This is a genomic window from Brevundimonas sp., assembly GCF_965278935.1.
Taxonomy (GTDB): domain Bacteria; phylum Pseudomonadota; class Alphaproteobacteria; order Caulobacterales; family Caulobacteraceae; genus Brevundimonas.
On the sequence record NZ_OZ257124.1, the window covers coordinates 394,774 to 412,759 of the forward strand.

The 17,986-nt window shown below is 68.9% G+C and carries 21 protein-coding genes; 8 read left to right on the forward strand and 13 right to left on the reverse strand.

What is annotated here, in order from left to right; all coding sequences use genetic code 11:
• The first annotated feature begins 169 nt into the window (after nucleotides 1-169).
• A complete protein-coding gene (locus tag ACQY68_RS01970) occupies nucleotides 170-949 on the forward strand; it encodes a sulfite exporter TauE/SafE family protein (protein ID WP_428151347.1) in 780 nt (259 codons plus the stop codon).
• Between the two features lie 3 nt (nucleotides 950-952).
• Here ACQY68_RS01970 and ispG read toward each other — a convergent pair whose 3' ends face one another.
• The 3 genes from ispG to ptsP form a co-directional block, all read right to left on the reverse strand.
• Nucleotides 953-2,089, reverse strand: a complete 1,137-nt coding sequence (gene ispG / locus ACQY68_RS01975) for a flavodoxin-dependent (E)-4-hydroxy-3-methylbut-2-enyl-diphosphate synthase (RefSeq protein WP_428151348.1) — start codon at nucleotides 2,087-2,089, stop codon at nucleotides 953-955.
• 201 nt (nucleotides 2,090-2,290) lie between these two features.
• Nucleotides 2,291-3,337, reverse strand: coding sequence for a helix-turn-helix domain-containing protein (locus ACQY68_RS01980; RefSeq protein ID WP_428151349.1), 1,047 nt, complete (start codon nucleotides 3,335-3,337; stop codon nucleotides 2,291-2,293).
• Nucleotides 3,338-3,591: 254 nt separating this feature from the next.
• Nucleotides 3,592-5,865: a phosphoenolpyruvate--protein phosphotransferase gene (gene ptsP / locus ACQY68_RS01985; RefSeq protein ID WP_428151350.1), complete on the reverse strand. Its 2,274-nt coding sequence runs from the start codon at nucleotides 5,863-5,865 to the stop codon at nucleotides 3,592-3,594.
• Between the two features lie 306 nt (nucleotides 5,866-6,171).
• On the opposite strand from ptsP, the gene ACQY68_RS01990 reads away from it, so the two are divergent.
• Nucleotides 6,172-7,080, forward strand: a complete 909-nt coding sequence (locus tag ACQY68_RS01990; RefSeq protein WP_428151351.1) for an IPTL-CTERM sorting domain-containing protein — start codon at nucleotides 6,172-6,174, stop codon at nucleotides 7,078-7,080.
• Nucleotides 7,081-7,175: 95 nt separating this feature from the next.
• Here the strand turns inward: ACQY68_RS01990 and ACQY68_RS01995 are convergent, their stop codons facing one another.
• Nucleotides 7,176-8,450: an aspartate kinase gene (locus ACQY68_RS01995; protein WP_428151352.1), complete on the reverse strand. Its 1,275-nt coding sequence runs from the start codon at nucleotides 8,448-8,450 to the stop codon at nucleotides 7,176-7,178.
• 84 nt (nucleotides 8,451-8,534) lie between these two features.
• Between ACQY68_RS01995 and ubiG the strand changes: the two genes are divergently transcribed.
• Together ubiG and ACQY68_RS02005 are read left to right on the forward strand one after the other, a co-directional pair.
• Nucleotides 8,535-9,311 (forward strand): bifunctional 2-polyprenyl-6-hydroxyphenol methylase/3-demethylubiquinol 3-O-methyltransferase UbiG, encoded by a 777-nt coding sequence (gene ubiG, locus ACQY68_RS02000; protein WP_428152711.1) that lies wholly within the window; start codon nucleotides 8,535-8,537, stop codon nucleotides 9,309-9,311.
• A 100-nt stretch (nucleotides 9,312-9,411) separates the two neighbouring features.
• Nucleotides 9,412-9,630, forward strand: a complete 219-nt coding sequence (locus ACQY68_RS02005; protein WP_428151353.1) for a hypothetical protein — start codon at nucleotides 9,412-9,414, stop codon at nucleotides 9,628-9,630.
• On the opposite strand, the gene ACQY68_RS02010 is transcribed toward ACQY68_RS02005, so the two are convergent.
• The 7 genes from ACQY68_RS02010 to ACQY68_RS02040 all read right to left on the reverse strand — a co-directional run bounded on the left by ACQY68_RS02010 (nucleotide 9,627) and on the right by ACQY68_RS02040 (nucleotide 13,842).
• Nucleotides 9,627-10,133, reverse strand: a complete 507-nt coding sequence (locus ACQY68_RS02010) for a GNAT family N-acetyltransferase (protein WP_428151354.1) — start codon at nucleotides 10,131-10,133, stop codon at nucleotides 9,627-9,629. The genes ACQY68_RS02005 and ACQY68_RS02010 overlap by 4 nt on opposite strands.
• Nucleotides 10,118-10,573: a DUF6265 family protein gene (locus tag ACQY68_RS02015; RefSeq protein WP_428151355.1), complete on the reverse strand. Its 456-nt coding sequence runs from the start codon at nucleotides 10,571-10,573 to the stop codon at nucleotides 10,118-10,120. The genes ACQY68_RS02010 and ACQY68_RS02015 overlap by 16 nt, the downstream gene beginning before the upstream one ends.
• A gap of 43 nt (nucleotides 10,574-10,616) precedes the next feature.
• The gene (locus tag ACQY68_RS02020; protein WP_428151356.1) at nucleotides 10,617-11,435 is read right to left on the reverse strand and encodes an AraC family transcriptional regulator; all 819 of its coding nucleotides are present in this window, start codon (nucleotides 11,433-11,435) and stop codon (nucleotides 10,617-10,619) included.
• 3 nt (nucleotides 11,436-11,438) lie between these two features.
• Nucleotides 11,439-11,870: a DUF1178 family protein gene (locus ACQY68_RS02025; protein ID WP_428151357.1), complete on the reverse strand. Its 432-nt coding sequence runs from the start codon at nucleotides 11,868-11,870 to the stop codon at nucleotides 11,439-11,441.
• Nucleotides 11,867-12,706, reverse strand: coding sequence for a carbon-nitrogen hydrolase family protein (locus ACQY68_RS02030; protein WP_428151358.1), 840 nt, complete (start codon nucleotides 12,704-12,706; stop codon nucleotides 11,867-11,869). The genes ACQY68_RS02025 and ACQY68_RS02030 overlap by 4 nt, the downstream gene beginning before the upstream one ends.
• On the reverse strand, nucleotides 12,706-12,963 hold the full coding sequence (gene grxC / locus ACQY68_RS02035; RefSeq protein WP_428151359.1) for a glutaredoxin 3: 258 nt from the start codon (nucleotides 12,961-12,963) through the stop codon (nucleotides 12,706-12,708). The genes ACQY68_RS02030 and grxC overlap by 1 nt, the downstream gene beginning before the upstream one ends.
• Nucleotides 12,964-13,035: 72 nt before the next feature.
• The gene (locus tag ACQY68_RS02040; protein ID WP_428151360.1) at nucleotides 13,036-13,842 is read right to left on the reverse strand and encodes a ComF family protein; all 807 of its coding nucleotides are present in this window, start codon (nucleotides 13,840-13,842) and stop codon (nucleotides 13,036-13,038) included.
• Here ACQY68_RS02040 and ACQY68_RS02045 point away from each other — a divergent pair.
• Nucleotides 13,841-14,725 carry a methyltransferase domain-containing protein gene (locus ACQY68_RS02045; protein WP_428151361.1) on the forward strand — a complete coding sequence of 295 codons (885 nt, stop codon included), beginning with the start codon at nucleotides 13,841-13,843 and terminating at the stop codon, nucleotides 14,723-14,725. The genes ACQY68_RS02040 and ACQY68_RS02045 overlap by 2 nt on opposite strands.
• Here the strand turns inward: ACQY68_RS02045 and ACQY68_RS02050 are convergent.
• Together ACQY68_RS02050 and ACQY68_RS02055 are read right to left on the reverse strand one after the other, a co-directional pair.
• Nucleotides 14,722-15,174: an OmpA family protein gene (locus tag ACQY68_RS02050; RefSeq protein WP_428151362.1), complete on the reverse strand. Its 453-nt coding sequence runs from the start codon at nucleotides 15,172-15,174 to the stop codon at nucleotides 14,722-14,724. The two genes, ACQY68_RS02045 and ACQY68_RS02050, sit on opposite strands and share 4 nt — an antisense overlap.
• A gap of 82 nt (nucleotides 15,175-15,256) precedes the next feature.
• Entirely contained in the window at nucleotides 15,257-15,601 is a 345-nt protein-coding gene (locus ACQY68_RS02055) for a YMGG-like glycine zipper-containing protein (protein ID WP_428151363.1), read from the reverse strand.
• 156 nt (nucleotides 15,602-15,757) lie between these two features.
• On the opposite strand from ACQY68_RS02055, the gene ACQY68_RS02060 reads away from it, so the two are divergent.
• Genes ACQY68_RS02060 through ACQY68_RS02070 form a run of 3 tightly spaced genes read left to right on the forward strand, consistent with a single transcriptional unit; the run spans nucleotide 15,758 to nucleotide 17,982 of the window.
• Nucleotides 15,758-16,111 (forward strand): hypothetical protein, encoded by a 354-nt coding sequence (locus tag ACQY68_RS02060; protein ID WP_428151365.1) that lies wholly within the window; start codon nucleotides 15,758-15,760, stop codon nucleotides 16,109-16,111.
• Between the two features lie 45 nt (nucleotides 16,112-16,156).
• Nucleotides 16,157-17,128 carry a diacylglycerol/lipid kinase family protein gene (locus tag ACQY68_RS02065; RefSeq protein WP_428151366.1) on the forward strand — a complete coding sequence of 324 codons (972 nt, stop codon included), beginning with the start codon at nucleotides 16,157-16,159 and terminating at the stop codon, nucleotides 17,126-17,128.
• A gap of 2 nt (nucleotides 17,129-17,130) precedes the next feature.
• Nucleotides 17,131-17,982: a metallophosphoesterase family protein gene (locus ACQY68_RS02070; protein WP_428151367.1), complete on the forward strand. Its 852-nt coding sequence runs from the start codon at nucleotides 17,131-17,133 to the stop codon at nucleotides 17,980-17,982.
• Nucleotides 17,983-17,986: the final 4 nt, after the last annotated feature.

Genomic DNA, 17,986 nt, shown 5'->3' on the forward strand with positions numbered 1-17,986 from the left:
CGGAGGGGCGGACCCTTATCGCGCGCGCCGCCGGCTGTCGATGTGAGCGCAGCTATCGACCCCGAGAGATAAAATAGGCGTCATCGCCGTTACCCTTGGCGTCGCCGTGCTTTAGCTCTGCTGTCTGCGGACCGTGCGCCTCCCCTCAGCGCGGACCGAAGGGGGATGAATGGAAACCTTTCTGCTGTTTCTGGTCGTGGGCGTGTTCGCCCAGGCGGTCGATGGCGCTCTGGGCATGGCCTATGGCGTGATTTCGTCTTCGGTGCTGCTGGCCTTCGGCGTGCCGCCCGCGACGGCCTCGGCCAGCGTGCACGGGGCGGAGGTGTTCACCACGGCGGCCTCGGCCGGTTCGCACATCTGGCACAAGAACGTGGAGTGGCGGTTGTTCATCCCGCTGGCCATTGCCGGGGTCATCGGCGGGGTGTTCGGCGCCTATGTGCTGGCCGGGATCGACGGCAAGGTCATCAAACCGTTCGTGGTCGCCTATCTGGCCCTGATGGGCTGCTACATCCTGTGGAGGGCGACGCGGAACACGCCCGCGCGCCGGATCAGCCCGGCCTGGATCGTCGCGCCTCTGGGCGCCGTCGGGGGCTTCTTCGACGCCATCGGGGGCGGCGGCTGGGGTCCGACCGTGTCCTCGACGCTCGTGGGTGCGGGCTCCGAGCCCCGCCGCGCCATCGGCACGGCCAATACGGCCGAGTTCTTTCTGACCGTGGCCATCTCCGCGACCTTCGTCTGGGCGCTGGTGACCGGCCACTGGAAGGATGCCGACGCCCTGACCAACCACGCCTCGGCCGTGGCGGGGCTGGTGGTCGGCGGCCTGCTGGCCGCGCCGTTCGCGGGCTACATCACCAAGGTCATTCCGCAGCGGGCCCTGACCTATGCGGTGGGCGGCCTGCTGCTGCTACTGGCTGGCTTCCAGGGCCTGCAGCTGGCGAAAGTCTTCTAGGCTCTATTCAGCCGCTTCGAGCGCGGCTTCGCGGGCTGCGTTCAATTCGGCCGCCTTGGCCTCGACCAGTTCGACGATCTCGTCGACCATTTTCGCATTGTCGAGTTTGTGGGCGATCTTGCCGTTCAGATAGACCATGCCCGCGCCCTTGCCGCCGCCGGTGAAGCCGACGTCGGTATAGAGGGCCTCGCCCGGGCCGTTGACGACGCAGCCGATGATCGACAGCGACATCGGGGTGGAGATGTGGGCCAGCTTCTCCTCCAGCACGCCCACGGTCTCGATGACGTTGAATCCCTGACGGGCGCAGGACGGGCAGGCGATGATGTTGACGCCCCGGTGGCGCAGGCCGAGCGACTTCAGGATATCGAACCCGACCTTGATCTCCTCGACCGGATCGGCGGCGAGGGAGACGCGGATGGTGTCGCCGATCCCGGCCCACAGCATGTTTCCCATGCCGATCGACGATTTGATCGTGCCGGTGCGCAGCGGACCCGCCTCGGTGACGCCGAGGTGCAGGGGGCAGTCGATGACCTCGGCCAGCTGCTGGTAGGCGGCGACGGTCAGGAAGGGATCTGACGCCTTCACCGAGATCTTGAACTCGTGGAAGTCGTGGTCCTGAAGAATGCGGGCGTGGTTCAGCGCCGACTCGACCATGGCGTCGGGGCAGGGCTCGCCGTATTTTTCCAGCAGCTCCTTCTCCAGCGAGCCGGCGTTGACGCCGATCCGCATGGAGCAGCCGTGATCCTTGGCGGCCTGGATGACGTCGCGGACGCGGGACGCATTGCCGATGTTGCCCGGATTGATGCGCAGGCAGGCGGCGCCGGCCTCGGCGGCCTCGATGCCGCGCCTGTAGTGAAAATGGATGTCGGCGACGAGCGGGACCTTCGCCTCGCGGGCGATGGTGCGGAAGGCGGCGGTGGACTCCTCGTCGGGGCAGGAGACGCGGACGATGTCGGCCCCGGCCTCTTCCAGCTCGCGGATCTGACCGATGGTCGCATTGGCGTCCGAGGTCAGGGTATTGGTCATCGACTGGACGCTGATCGGGGCGTCGCCGCCGACCGCGACATTGCCGACCATGATCTGGCGGGACTTCCGGCGCTCGATATGGCGCCAGGGACGGATGTGGGAGTGGTCGCTCATGACGGGGTCAATATAGGCTCGCCGGGGAGACAAGGCCATGACGGCATAGCGTTATCCCTCCCACCTGGGGGAGGGTCGTCGCGTAGCGACGGGGTGGGGGCGGCGGAGCGATGCGGATGCAGGCCTGAGGGGTTTTGCCTCGCCGGCCCCACCCGGTCTTCGCTGCGCTTCGACCACCCTCCCCCGAGGGGGAGGGAAAGATCAGCGCGTGACGCCCAGCGTCTGCTGTCCGGTCGACACCGTCTGCAGCACGGCCGCCTGCGTGCTGGCGGCGGCGCGGGCCGCAGCGGCCTGGGCGGCGAGGGCTTCGGCCTGCATCTGGGCGGCGGTCTGGCGGGCGAGGCCGGCCGCGCGGCTGTTGAGCTGGCTCAGCGGGGTCAGGACGCCGGTCAGGGCGCCGCCGTGCTCGCCGTTCAGATAGACGTCGAAGGCGGTCGGATCGGACACGTCGATGGTGGCGGCGACGTCGGCCGGGGCACGCCAGGCCTCTCCGGCCGCCAGCTGGCGGGCGAACAGGACGCGGCCGTCGGCCAGACGGACGACCAGGGCGCCGGCCTTGCGGGCCTGAAGCACGACCTGGGAGGCGGTGGCCGAGGCGCCGTAGATGGCGCCGCGCGGGTTGAAGGCGGCCTGGACCGGCGAGGCGCTGGCGGCGGCCGCAGCGGCGACGGCGGCGGTGTCGGCCGGATCGATACCGGTCAGCTGAGCCTCGAGGCCAGGCGTGATGTAGAGGACAGGCGTGGTCTGATCGGCCGGAGCCGGCTGCGGCGCGCCGACGCGCAGGTCACTCTGACCCGGAACGTCACCCAGGCTCCAGCTTTCCGGAACCTCGGCGATGTCGGACGGCTGGGGCGCGCGGATCAGGCTGACGCGCTGGAAGACATTCCAGCCGATGACGGCCACGGCCAGCAGCACGACGACGCCGATGATGCGGGGCGAATAGCGGCGGACCTCCTCGAAGGCCACGCCGGTCGGGGCCTGGAGCGGCACGGAGCCGTCCGGCGTCTCGCGCTTGTAGCGTTCGACGGCCAGCTGTTCATCCAAGCCCAGGGCGCCGGCATAGGCGCGCACATAGCCGATGGCGAAGACGCGCGACGGCAGGGCGGAGATGTTGTTTTCCTCGAGCGCGCGCAGATAGCGTTCGTGCACGCGGGTGTCGGCGGCCAGTTCGGCCATGGACTTGCCCGACAGCTCACGCGCCTTGCGCAGGCCGTCGCCCAGAGTCGCCGCGTCAGTGATGGAGGGCACAGGGTCCTTCCAGTCCGGATGAGCCCGAAACTCGTCGGGGACATTCCCCGTATCCAGCGCCATTACGCCTTGCCCCACTCTCGGACCGGCTGAGAACTCCAGCCGCGCCGTACTCGACCAGGGCCCGCTTACCACATTGCTGTGACGGTCCCCGCCTCCCCCCGGAGGCACACGCATATCGTCCTGTGGATAACCCATTTCGGCCGCCGGTTCAACGTCTTGTTAATCGTGAATCGATCCCGTTTCGGGATTGCTCACAGACCGACGTTCAACTTCCGGGCCAGACTTTCGATTTCGCTGCGGATCGATCCGGCAGAGGATCCGAGCAGGTTGTTCATGCCGCGTTTGGCCGCGGTCAGGTCGGTCGACAGGATCATCCGCTTGACCGGACCGACACCGCCCGCCGGCGCCGAGAGACGGGTGAAGCCGAGGCTGATCAGAGCGAAGGCCTCCAGCGGACGGCCGGCCAGCTCGCCGCAGACCGACACGGGTGTCCCGGTCTCGGTGCAGGCCTTCTGGATCGACTGAAGGGCGCGCAGGGCCGGCGGCGACAGGGCGTCATAGCGGTCCGAGACCAGCGGATTGGTCCGGTCGGCGGCGTACATGTACTGGAACAGGTCGTTCGAGCCGATCGAGACGAAGTCGGTCATCGGCAGAAGCGCGTCCAGGTGCCAGAGCAGGCTGGGGCATTCGATCATGGCGCCGACGCGAAGCAACGCCGGCAGGGGACGGCCACGCCGCCGCGCCCATTCGCATTCGACATCGACCAGTTCCCGCGCGGCGCGGAACTCATCGACCGTGGCGATCATCGGGAACATGACGCGAAGCTCGCGTCCGGCCCCGGCGGCCAGCAGGGCGCGCAACTGGAGACGGAGAAGCGACGGGCGATCGAGACCCAGGCGGATGGCGCGCCGTCCCAGGGCGGGATTCTCCTCGCGCTCGGTGGTCTCCATGTAGGGCAGGACCTTGTCGCCGCCGATGTCGAGGGTGCGGAAGGTGACGGGCCGGTCGCCCGCCGCGTCGAGCACCAGTTTGTAGAGGGCCGTCTGGGAGTTCAGGCGCGGCAGTTCCTCCGACACCATGAACTGGAACTCGGTGCGGAACAGGCCGATGCCCTCGGCGCCCGTCTCGTCGAGGTTCTCGAGGTCGACGGCCAGACCCGCGTTGGTCAGCAGGGCGATGCGGGTCCCGTCGGCGGTCACGGCCGGCACGTCGCGCAGCTTGGCGAACTCGGCCTGGCGCTGTTCGCGCAGCGCCATGCGCGACCGGACGGACTCCAGCATGTCCGGGCGTGGACGCAGATGGGCTTCGCCGGTCTCGCCGTCGACGATGACGAGGTCGCCCTCGCTGAGCCGGTCGCGCACGCCCTGAAGACGGCCGACGCAGGGGATCTGCAGCGCGCGGGCGACGATGGCGGCGTGGCTGGCCGCCGAGCCTTCCTCGATCAGCAGGCCCTTCAGCTTGTGACGCGGATATTCCAGCAGGTCGGCGGGGCCGAGGTTGCGCGCCACCAGGATGGCGTCGTCCGGCAGTTCGCGCTGGCCCGGGTTCTCGCCGCCAAGCACCCGCAACAGCCGGTTGGCGAGGTCCTCGAAGTCGTGCAGCCGCTCCTTGATGTAGGGGTCGCGGGCCTGGGCGAAGCGGGCGCGGTGCTCGTTGCGCACCCGGTCGACGGCGGCCTCGGCGGTCAGGCCGCCGCGCACCGCCTCCTCCAGCGACCGGTTCCAGCCCCGGTCGTCGGCGAACATCCGGTAGGTTTCCAGCACCTCGAACGACTGGCCGGCCAGCTTGCCCTGACCGCCGTCGAGCAGGGCGTCGATGGATTTCTTGAGGACCGTCAGCCCCTCGCGCAGACGGATTTCCTCGACCTGCTGGTTTTCCGCCAGCAGCCGTTCGGGCGCCAGGGGGGCCTCGTGCAGGACGACGTGGCCGAAGGCGATGCCTTCCGCGAACCTCTGGCCCTTGATGCGCTCGGGTCGGTGGGGCGCGACTTCGATGTCGCGCAGTTCGTCCTGGGCCAGCAGTTCGCCCGAGGCCACGGTCTCGGCCAGGACCATGGCGATGGTCTGGATGTCCTCGACCTCGTCGGGGTCGTAGCGGCGCTCGGCCCGGTTCTGGACGACGAGCACCCCGATGGCCCGGCCGCCGCGCAGCAGGGGGGCGCCGAGGAAGGCATGATACGGATCTTCGCCCGTCTCCGGCCGATAGGCGAAGCTGGGGTGGGACGGCGCGTCGGACAGGCTGATGGGCTGGGCCAGCCGCGCGACCTCGCCGACGAGACCCTCGCCCGGCTTCAGCCGCGTGTTGTGCACGGCCTCGGGATTCAGGCCCTGGGTGGCGAACAGCTCGAGCTCGCCCGAGGCGCGGCGCAGATAGATGGAACAGACCTCGGCCACCATCGACTGGGCGATGGTGCGCACGACGACGTCCAGCCGGCCTTGGGCCGGGCCGCCGTCGGCCATAGCCTCACGGATCTGGCGCAGGAGGACGCGCGGCCCCCTCGTCATCACTCCGCCCGCTACGGCCATCCGGTCTCCCAAGCCCCAAAACCAGGGCGCGCCGAAGATAGGGGGGATGGGGGGGTGAGGCTATAGGGTGTGGGAATGAAGCGGTGGGAAGCGCGAGCGCCGCGACGGTCGAATTTCCGTTTCAATCTTGCTGTCCGCCTCGATCCACAGGGGGCATCACTCCGGCGACCAGAACCGGTCGGAAGTGCATCAAATCTGTCCAGTTGCCGACATTCCTGGCCTCGGGTTAAGCGTCATCTTGGAATGACGCCGACGAAATTGTCCGTCTTGCCGAAGAGATGCGACTTTTACTGATCTAGGAATTCCATGTTTCTGAAAATGAGGGCGCTCTTCATCGGCGCGACGGCGGCCTTTCTGATAACGACAGGGTTCGCAAACGTTGCGGCGGCGCAAACCTTTGCCACAGGGCTCACCTCCCATTCGTTGCTCCAGCGCGACAACAACGGCGATCTGCTCGTCGGTGCGCAGAACTCGATGCCGATCCGCATCGTCACACCCGGCGGGGTCGTTTCGACCCGGGGCGCGACCCTTTCCGCCCCGAATGATATCGTTCGAGGCCCCGACGGGGCTCTCTACATTTCCGAACAAAGCGGCAGCAGGATTCTGCGGTCTACGGACAACGGAGTCACGACCTCCGTCTATGCGACAGGCACGATCGCCACCTTTGGTATGGCCTTTGGTCCCGGAGGCCAGCTTTACGTCGCCAACAACTTCAATGGCACAATCCTTGTGGTGCCTCCGGGTGGTGGCGCTGCAAGCCTGTTTGCCACGGTCGGAAGCTCTCCCAGGGGTCTCGTATACTCGGGCAACAGCCTCTACGTCGCCAGCTCGGGCGAACTCGAGGCGGTCACCGTTCCGGGCGCCGTCGTCAGCAGAGTCGCCTTTTTCGGTCAGGCCTATGGTGTCACACTGGATGGAGCCGGCGCCCTTTACGTGTCGGACCGGGTCGCGGGCACCGTCGAACGCGTTACACCCGCTGGGGTCAAGACCCCCGTCGCTTCGGGCCTGACCCAACCCCAAGGCGTCGCTTTCAATACTGCGGGTGATCTGTTCGTCAGCAGCGGGGCGGGTATCATCACCCGCTTCAACGCCGTAGGCGCCCCGGTGGGCCCGCGACCGGTTCCGACCCTGTCAGAATGGGCGATGATCCTGTTCGGCCTGATGCTCGCCGGTGGGGCGACCCTTTACATCCAGTATCGTCGAACGGTGGCCTGAGCCACGGATACGGCGTCGATCAGCGGCCCTGCCGGCGACGGCGGGGCTCTTCGCCTGTCCGCCTTCCACCCGGCAGATGTCAGCCTGGAGGCCCTTTAGACCGCTTCCAGCCCATAGGCCGAATGCAGGGCGCGGACGGCCAGTTCGGCATAGGCGGCGTCGATCAGGACGCTGATCTTGATCTCCGAGGTGGAGATGGCCTGGAACTTCACCCCCTTGTCGGCGAGCGCCTTGAACATGGTCTGGGCGACACCCGCGTGACTGCGCATGCCGACGCCGACGACCGACACCTTGGCCACGTCCTCGTCGACGCGGATCTCCTCGAAGCCGATCTCGGCCTTGGCGGCGCGCATCAGCTCGGCGGCGCGGGCGGCGTCGCGACGGCCCGTCGTGAAGGTCAGGTTGACCGCCCCCTCGGTGCGGGCCTGGGACTGGACGATCATGTCCACATTGACGCTGGCCTCGGCCAGGCGGGTGAAGACGTCGGCCGGGGCGTCGACCCGGTCGGACAGGCCCAGCAGGGTGATGCGGGCCTCGTCGCGGCTCATGGTTACGCCGGACACGATGCGTTTTTCCACGATTTCCTCCTCGTCGCAGATGAGTGTGCCGGACTTGGCGGGCAGCGCGCCGTTTTCGTCGGGTTCGATGAAGCTGGACAGGACCCGGACCGGCACCTGCATCCCCATGGCCAGCTCGACCGAGCGCGTCTGGAGCACCTTGGCGCCCAGGGACGCCATCTCCAGCATCTCCTCGTAGGAGACCTTTTCCAGGCGCCGGGCGCGGCTCTCGATACGCGGGTCGGTCGTGTAGACCCCGTCCACGTCCGTATAGATGTCGCAGGCGCAGCCCAGAGCGGCGGCCACGGCGACCGCCGAGGTGTCCGAGCCGCCCCGGCCCAGGGTGGTGATCCGGCCGCCGGGCGTGACGCCCTGGAAGCCCGGGATGATGGCGATCTCTCCGGCGTCCAGCGCGGCGCCCAGTTTGTCCCCGGGCACATCGACGATGCGGGCGCGGGCGTGGTCCTCGTCGGTCAGGATGGGAATCTGCCAGCCCATCCAGCTGCGGGCGTTGAAACCCATGTTGCGCAGGGTGATGGCGAGGAGCCCCGAGGTCACCTGTTCGCCCGAGGCGACCACGACATCGTACTCGTCGTCGGACAGGGGCAGGCCGGCGGCCGCGCTCCCCGCGCCGTCGGTCCAGGCCACCAGTTCGTTGGTCTTGCCGGCCATGGCGGAGACGACGACGGCGACCGAATGGCCAGCCTTGACCTCGGCGGCGACGATGCGGGCGGCGCGGCGGATGCGTTCGAGGTCGCCCATGGACGTGCCGCCGAACTTCATCACCAGTCGTGTGTTGGTCGGCCGCGTCATCGTGGCGTTCGTCCCCGTCTTGCCAGAGGGCCGCAAAAGGGGTTCACCCTTGCGCCCATGGCCGCTTCTACCGACCCGTCGCCGATGCGCAAACCCCAAACGGGGCAAGGTTTTTCCGATATCGCAGAAGGGGCCAGCATCGACCCCGCCGACGTGGCCCGGTTCTCGGCCCAGGCGGCCGAGTGGTGGGACGCCAGGGGGCCGTTCGCCCCCCTGCACAAGTTCAACCCGGCCCGCCTCGCCTTTATCCGGTCGCGGCTGGCCGAGCGGTTCGGCCGCGACCCGAAAACGCGCGATGCCTTCGCCGGCCTCAGCCTGATCGACATCGGCTGCGGCGGCGGCCTGATCTCCGAACCGATGCGACGGATGGGTTTCGACGTCACCGCGGTCGACGCCTCGTCCGAGAACATCGGCACCGCTCGCGCCCACGCCGCCGAACAGGGCCTCGACATCGCCTATCGCGCCGCCACCGTCGAACAGATGGAAGCGGGCGGCGCCGGTCCGTTCGACGTCGTCCTGGTGCTTGAGATCATCGAGCATGTCGCCGATCCGAAGGCCTTCCTTCGGACCTGTTCGCGTCTGGTCGCACCCGGCGGAATGATGATCGTCGCTACTCTCAACCGGACGCTGAAGTCGCTGGCCCTGGGCAAGTTCGCAGCCGAATATGTGCTGCGCTGGGTGCCGGCCGGAACCCACGACTGGCGTCAGTTCCTCAAGCCGGACGAAATCCGGATGATGCTTTCGGAAGAGCCCGTGGCGGTGACGGGGCCGTTCGGCCTGAACTATTCGCCGCTGACCGACCGCTGGAGCGAAAGCGACGACGCCGGAATCAACTTCATGATGCTGGCCACGCGGGACTGAAGGCCAAGCTTACGGCGATTTCATCCAGCTGTCGGACTTGTAACGGGATTGTGGCCGCGCGCGGTGGCATCGAGACGTCATCGCAATGGAGCCTTCCCAAATGAAACGCCTTCTAATTCTCGCCACGGCCGCAGCCGCCCTGATGACCTCGGGCTGCATCACCGTGATCGACGCCGACAGCGACGACACCGCCTGGCACGGCAACAACGCCCAGCCGTTCGATGAAGCGCGCGCCCAGTGCCGCGCGGACAACCACGGTCGTCACGTCGAAGACGCGTTCCGCGACTGCATGGCCGCCAAGGGCTGGACCCGCAGCTAGACCTTCCGCGTCATGTAGCGGGCGTCGGAGCCGTAGCTGGCCAGTTTGGCCGCCATCTCCGGCGTCTGCTTCACGTCGAACCCGTGTCCGCGCCAGAAGTCGACGGCGTCGTTGACGGCGACCAGGGCGATCGTCGCCCGGCCGCCCGCCTTCGCCAGATCGACCACCGCCCGCACGGCCGGCTTCGACCAGCCCTGACCCCGGACCGCCGGGGTCAGGGCGAGGTCGTGCAGATAGATCACCCCCGCATCCGCAGGGATCGCCTCGATCAGGGTGTTCAGTGTCGGCGCGGCCTCCGCCCGCCACGGATAGGCGATCAGATAGCCCTCCAGCCCGTCCGGCGTCTGCAGCACGAAACAGCCACCCGGATTGAGCGCCAGCCGATTGGCGAACATCGGCCGCCCCTCGAAATGATCCGGGAAACCGATGACGGCGATCCCGGCGACCCGGTCCAGGTCGTCCTCGGTCATCGACCGCCAGCCGGAAGTCAGGGGTTGGGGCATCTTGTGTTCAGCTCGGCCTTGTCGAAGCGCCAGTCCATCGACTGCTCGCGGTCGCCCATAGGACCCTCGATCCGGGCCGTCAGGACATCTCCGGTCCGCTGATAGATGACCCGCCGGGGAAAGTCGTTGTCCAGGTTCTGGAACACCGCGCGGCCTTCCGTCGCCTCGATCAGGCCGAAGGCGGTCGGCGGCGCCCCTCCCGGCTGGGCGACATAGGACATCACCCCGTTTACCTGCGCGATCCGGGCGAACTCGAACGAGGCGCGTCCGTTCGCGACCGTCGCCGCCGCCCCGACCAGGACGCCGCCGCGCGGGTCTGTCCAGGTCTCCGAAGCCTCCCGCCCCTGCGAGCAGTCCAGCCAGTAGCCGGCCATCCACGAGAGGTCTGCGGTCGCGGGCGCGGTCTGCAACAGGCCGGCGGCGATCAGGGCGGTCAGCATGGTCTCATCCTCCGGGGCCGCGTCGGGCGGCAAGGGGGGCAAGCTAGGCCAGATGCGGGGGGCCCGGCTTGTAGGTTTGCGACGCGATGGCCCGGGCCAGTTCGACCTGTTCGCGCGCCCATTCGGTCGCCGTGCAGCCGAGGAACCGGCGGAAATCGCGCGCCATCTGGGGCTGGTCAAAATAGCCCGCCCCCAGACCCGCCTCGAGCCAGCCGGAGGATTCCCCGCCGGGCTGGACATGATCGAACACCCGCCGGAACCGCATGACCGACCGAAGCATGCGCGGTGAGACCCCGACCCGGTCGAGGAAGCGGCGTTGCAGGGCCCGCTGGTCGGCGGGCGAGCGTTCGAGCGCCGGCGCGTCGTCCATCATCGCCTCGACCTCGGCACGGACGAGCGGATCGACGGTCCAGCCCTGTTCGAGCCGCAGCGCCTCCAGCCGGTCGGTCATGGCCCTGGCCTGAGACTCGGGATCGCCGGCGGGAGCGGCGACGCCCTTGAGCCGCGCGACCATGTCCAGCCTTCCGTCCGTTGCGGTGGCCAGCGGCGCGCCCAGCCAATCGCGGGCGCCGTCGGGATGGAAGCGGACGGCGACGAGCTCCACCGGCCCGACCGGCCGGATGGCGATGGGCTGTGTCATCTGACCGGCGAACAGGGCCGGGGGCTGGAGGCTCCAGACGCCGTCCGGCCCCTCCTCCTCATAGGGAGCGCCGATGTCGAGGATCAGCTCGGGACAACCGTCCGGGGCGATGCGCTGGACGGTGTCGGACGGCTCGGGATTGGCGTAGGTCCACACCACCTTGACCCAGGGGGCCAGGGACGGCGGCGGCGGAAACTCGGCGTAGCGCTCCCCCTCGCCCACGCCTCAGTTCGCCTTGGCCGGATCCACGGGGGCCGGCGGCAGGGCGGCGCAGGGGACGCCGTCCTCCTTCAGCGCCCTGACCTCGGCGGGGGTGGCCTCGCCGTAGATCTCTCGATGTTCGGAGCGACCCTCGTGGATGTCGCGGGCCTCGCGGGCGAAGGCGTCACCGACATAGTCGAAATTCGCCTCGACGTGGCTGCGCACCTCGCGGGCCGCCTGCATCATCATGGTCTGGACCCTGGCCAGATCGGGTCCGGCGTCGCGTTTCCTGGTGCCCGCGACGGCCGGGGCCATGATCTGTTTCGAGACCGCATGCGAGCCGCAGAACGGGCATTCGACCAGGCCGCGCGCCGCCTGGTCGTCATAGTCCGACGACGAGCCGAACCAGGCCTCGAACGGGTGGTCGTGATCGCAGGCGAGGGCGTAGCGGATCATAGGGGCGCCGCGAACTCACGGTCATGGCGCAGGGCGGGGACGGAGGCCCGGGCCGTCTCGACGGCGGCGAAGTCCAGCTTCGCGTGCAGTATGCCCGGCTCGTCGTGATCCAGTCTGGCGACGATCTCACCCCAGGGGCCGACGACGGTCGACCGGCCCCAGGTCCGGCGGCCGTCCTCGTGCGTCCCGCCTTGCGCGGGCGCCAGGACGAAGGCGCCGGTCTCGATGGCGCGGGCGCGCAACAGGGTCTCCCAGTGGGCCTCGCCCGTCGGAACGGTGAAGGCGGCGGGAACCGAGATCATACAGGCGCCGGCCTTGGCCAGCTGGCGGAACAGGTGCGGGAAGCGGATGTCGTAGCAGACCGCCAGACCCAGACGGCCCCAGGGGGTGTCGGCCACGGCCGCGCCGTCGCCGGGACGGATTGTCGAACTCTCGCGCCAAGTCTCGCCGTTGGGCAGATCGACGTCGAAGACGTGCAGCTTGTCGTAGCGGGCGACGAGGCCTCCGTTGGCGTCGATCAGCAGGGAGCGGTTGGCCGCCCGATCGTCCCCCTCATGCTCCGACTTGACGATGGCCGAGCCGATCAGGATCCAGACGCCCAGCTCGGCCGCCAGATGCCGCAGGCCCAGGACGACCGCGTCCTGTCGCTCGCTGACGATGGCGAGGCCGCGGCGGTCCTTGCGTTGCTCGAGCAGGTTCGAGCCCTCGGGCGTCAGGATGAATTTCGCACCCTCGGCCGCCGCCTGACGGATCAGGGGCTCGAGATGCGCCAGCCCGTCCGCCTGCGTCGCCGGCGTGCGGGTCTGGATCAGGGCGATGGGCAGGCTTGCGGACATCAGGCCGCCAGAAGCGCGTCGAGCTGGCCGCGACGATCCAGCGCGCTCATGTCGTCGGAGCCGCCGATGTGTTTTCCGTCGATGAAGATCTGCGGGAAGGTGGCCTTGCCGCCAGACTTCTCGATCATCTCGGCTTTTTTCTCGGGATCGTTGGAGGCCACGATCTCGGTGAAATCGACGCCCTTGCGCGTCAGCAGGCCCATGGCTGCGATGCAGTAGGGGCAACCGGGTTTGGTGTAGAGGACGACGTCGGCCAAGGCAGGATCTCCGCGAATATCAGTCTGATCGGCCGTGCACGGTGCAAAGGCCGTGTGGGTCGAACCGTTCGCCTATCTAGGCAGTTCCCGCGCGGTTCGCACCCTCGCGATGACGGCGAGGTCCACGGCGCGGGCTCCGGCCTCGAGCAGAGCCCTGGCGCAGGCCTCGGCCGTGGCCCCCGTGGTCAGGACGTCGTCCACCAGAAGAATGCGCCGGCCGCGCACGTTGCGGGCCCCCGATTCGCTGGCGGCGAAGGCGGATTTCACGTTCAGTTTTCGGCCTCTGAGGCTGCGGCCGCCCTGGGTTTCCGTGGCGCGGACGCGGATCAGGGCGTCGGGCAGGTAGTCGCGCCTGGCCGAACGCGCCATCGGTCGGGCGATCTCGGCCGCCTGGTTGAAACGTCGGGCCAGCAGCCGTGACGGGTGCAGCGGTATGGGCACGATGGCGTCGCAGTCCTCCACGAGGGGCGCGGCGGCGCGGCCCAGCCAGCGGGCGAACAGGGTGGCGAACTGCTGCTGGTCGCCATGTTTGAACTTCAGGATCAGGCCGCGCGAGGCCGTGTCGTAGACGCAGGCGGCGCGGGCCCGGGCGAAGGCGTAGGGTTGGGCGAGACAGGCCGCACAGCGCTCCGAGGCGAAGTCGCCGCCGTCGTATTCGAACGCCGCCCCGCAGCCGTCGCAGACCGGGTCCTCGAGAAAGATCACCCGGCTCCAGGCCTGGGCGGTCAGGCCGGCGGCGGCCGTGGCCTCGCGGCTGTCGTGGGCCATGGGCGGCAGGATCAGATCGGCCAGACCGCGCCCGAACGACGTCAGGCCGCGACCGATCCGCGACCGGCCGTCTTCCCAACGCTCGCCCCAGCCCCCATCCTGCAAAGCCATGACCGAAACCGGCCCTCCCCTGATCTTCGACGCCACGCGGCGTGCGGCCCGCCTGATGCGGTCGGCGCGCCGGTTCGTCGATGCCGACTTCCTGCACCGACGCGCCGCCGAGAACGCCGTTCTCAGTCTGGAGACGACATTGCGGGAGTTTCCAGTCGCCGTCGACCTGTCGGCGCATCCGGGGCCGTTCGCCGAGGCGCTGGCGGACAGCGACGCGGCCGGTCGGGTCGGGACGCCGCGTGCGGTCGGGGACCGGTCGGAGCGGGCCGGACCGGGGGCGAAGCCTCTGGAGATCGAGGCGGGGTCCGCCGATCTGATCGTTTCCCTGATGACGCTTCACTGGGCGAACGACCTGCCGGGCGCGCTGAGCCAGATCCGGCGCGCCTTGAAGCCGGATGGCCTGTTCCTGGGTACCCTGCTGGGCGCGGGGACGCTGAAGGAGCTCCGCGGGGTGCTGACCGAGGCCGAGCTGGCCGAGCGCGGCGGGGCCCAGGCGCGGGTGTCGCCCTTCGCCGACGGGCTCGACGGGGCGGGCCTGTTGCAGCGGGCGGGTTTCGCCCTGCCGGTGGCGGACGTGGACCGGCTGACGGTCCGCTATCCGGACCTGTTCGCCCTGATCCGCGACCTGCGCGCGATGGGTGAGACCAATGTGCTGGCGGGGACGATCCGACCGCTGACCCGCCCGATCATCGCACGGGCCGCGGCTCTCTATTCGGAGCGCCATGGCGAGGCGGACGGCCGTATTCCGGCGACGTTCGAGATCGTCAACCTCGCCGGCTGGGCGCCGCACGAGAGCCAGCCCAAACCGCTGCCACGCGGATCGGCCAAGGTCCGTCTCGCCGACGCGCTGGGCGTCGTCGAGCACGGACGGCGCGATAATTAGAGCGGCGCGGCGTCCACCAGCACCTCGGTGCGGCGGCGCAGCGGCTCGGCCACGCCCGACGCGGTCGTCGCGCCCTGGTCCCCCGCGGCCGCCAGTTCGAACGCCGGCGCGGGCCAGCCGGCGGCAGTCAGAGCCTCGGCCACGGCCCGGGCGCGCTGCTCGGACAGGGCCTGATTAGCGTCCGCGCTGCCCGTCGAGGACGACAGGCCCAGAACGCGGACGGTCCTGATCTGACAGTTTTGAAGCTGGGTCGCGGTCAGGCCGATGGCCGTCCGCGCCGCGTCGGTCAGGGTCGCCTGATCCTCGGCGAAATAGATGTCGAACCGTTTGGCGGCGCAGGCCGAGGGTTCCGCCACAAGCTCGTCCCGGCTCGGCGTCCGCATGGTCGAACAGCCCGCCAGCGCCACCGCCGCCAGTCCCGCCGCCAGAATCGTGGATCGCATCGTCATGTCGCCCGCTCCCTGATCATTTCATGGCAAGGGCGGCCCGTCGGGTGACGAGCCGCCCTGAAAAACCTTGCGGTTCAGCGTCCTAGTAGCGACGCTGGCCGTTTTCCCAGTAGCACTCGCTTTGACGGTTGTCGTAGCAATAGTAGTAATTTCCGCGGTTATCGCGGTAGCGCTGCTGGTTGTTGCGGTCGGCTTGCGAGCCGCGGACGGCTCCTACGGCGCCGCCGGCGAGGCCGCCGATGAGCGCGCCGGTCGCGGCGTTACCCGAGCCGACGTTGTTGCCGATGATGGCGCCCGCGACCGCGCCGAGGCCGGCGCCGATGGCGCCCTGGCGGACAGTTTCGTTGGAGCCGTTGCCGTAAGGGTCGCTTGCGCAGGCCGTAGCCAGCAGGCCAGCGGCCCCGATCGCGATAATCGCCTTGTTCATGGGATGGTCCTTCATTCCTGATGTTCGCCCCGAAAGCGAGAACGCTGGATTATGGCAGAGGTTCCGCGCCTATGCTCCCGGTTAACGATGTCATATGACTGGCGGGCGGGTGCGCGAGGGGCGTGCTCCGCAAATCGGCAGTCGAGGGGAGTTACCATGCGTTTTCCTGAACCGGTCCGGAACGCGGACGATCACGCCAGCCCTGTCTGGGCCCGCTCGAAGCGTCGAAGCGGCGGCGGAGGCGGCTTCGTCGGCCTGATCGTGACCTTGCTGGCCCTGTTCGGCGTGCTGACCGCGGTGCTGGGCATCAAGGAACAGTCGCTGGCCGAAGGCGGGGCGATGATGGACGGCTGGATCACTGCCGGGGTCAATCAGGGCAAGAAATTGATCGGTCAGGCCCCGGAAGCCGCCGAGGTCGCCACCGACAAGGCCGGGGACGCCGCCGAGAAGACCGGAGACGCCCTTGAGGCCGGCGCCGCCACCACGGCCCAGGAACTCCAGAAGCAATAGTGAAGCTTCACCGGAACGCCCGGCTTTGCGGTGCGTTCGGGGCGAATGACCGACACCATTCTGCCTGACGTCGAGACCTCGACGCCCGAATCCGCCGCGCCCGAACCGCGCGCGATGACGACGTATGTTTCGATCAACCGGGTGGTGGTGCTGGTCAATCCGCTGTCCGGCTCGGTCGGTCCGCGCGCGGCGGCCGAGGTCGAGGCGATCCTGGCCGAATACCCGTGCGAGGCGGAGGTCGTCGAACTGGTCGGCGATACGATGGACGCCCAGATCAACACGGCTCTGGCCTCCGCGCCCGACGTCCTGTTCGTTCTGGCCGGCGACGGCACCGCGCGTGCGGCCGCGTCGAAGGCGGGACCGAAGGGTCCGCTCGTCGCCCCCCTGCCGGGCGGGACCATGAACATGCTGCCCAAGGCCCTGTACGGCACGACCGACTGGAAGGTCGCGCTCAGGAATTCGCTGGAGCACGGCAAGTCCCGGTGCGTGTCCGGCGGGTCGGTCGAGGGGCAGGCCTTCTATTGCGCCGGCATCTTCGGCTCGCCTGCCCTGTGGGCCCCGGCCCGTGAGGCGATGCGGACCGGCAAGCTGTCCCTCGCCTGGACATATGGCAGGCGCGCGTTGCGACGGGCCTTCTCCGGCAAGATCCGGGTCGAGCTGGACGGCGGCAGGGCGCGCAAGAGCGAGGCCCTGGTCCTGATCAGTCCGATGATCTCCCAGGCCATGGACGAACCGGTGGGGCTGGAAGCCGCAGCGATGAATCCGGCCGACGCGGCCCAGGCTTTTCGTCTGGCGGCCACGGCCCTGTTCAGCGACTGGCGTCAGGATCCTTCGGTCATGACCCAACCGGCGAAACGCATCCGCATCAGGGCGCGCTCGCGTATTCCGGCGGTGCTGGACGGCGAGCCGACCCTGTTGCCCCACGACACGACGGTCACCTTCATCGCCAAGGCCTTCAGCGCCCTGGTTCCCGAGCCCCAGAGTCCGGCGGATCCGGCGGCCGAGGTCGCCGTCTGAGTATGGGACGGGTTCTGCAGTTCTCCGACGTCCACTTCGGGGTCGAACACAAGCGGGCCTGCGCCGCCGCTCTCGACTACGCCCACGCCGCACCCAGCGATCTGATCCTGATCACCGGCGACATCACCCAGAAGGGGTATCCGGACGAGTTCGCCGCCGCCGGGGCCTGGATCAAGGCCATGCCGACGCCGCGCTTCGTCATCGTCGGCAATCACGACGTGCCCTACTGGGATGTGGCGGCGCGGCTGTTCTGGCCATGGAAGGCATTCGAGACGGCGACCGGTCATCCGGCCCACGACGGGGAGTTCGTGTCCGACACGGTCATGGTGCGGGGGGTGACGACCGCGCGCGGCTGGCAGGCCCGACCCAACTGGTCCAAGGGCGTCATCGATCTCGACCAGACCCGGCGCGCGGCCGAGGCCCTGCGCGCGGCGCCGGTCGGAGCGCTGAGGATACTTGCCTGTCACCATCCGCTGATCGAGATGATCGGCACGCCGATGACCGGCGACGTGAAGCGCGGCGATGCGGCGGCCGAGATCTTTGCCGAGGCCGGGGTCGATCTGATCACCACGGGCCACGTTCACGTGCCCTTCGCCCTGCCGATCGACCTGTCGGACCGCTGTTCCTACGCCATCGGCTGCGGGACCCTGTCGCACCGCGAACGTGGGACGCCTGCCAGTTTCAACGAGATCGTCTGGGACAAGCGCCAGATCACGATCAACGCCATCGCCTGGACCGGCGAGCGCTTCGAATGCAGCCAGTCCTGGAAGCTGCCTCGCCGTCAGGACACCCGCCATGCCGGGACCGCGCCGGATCCGGCCACGCCGGGTCGGAAGGAGGCGGCGGCGGTCTGACCGG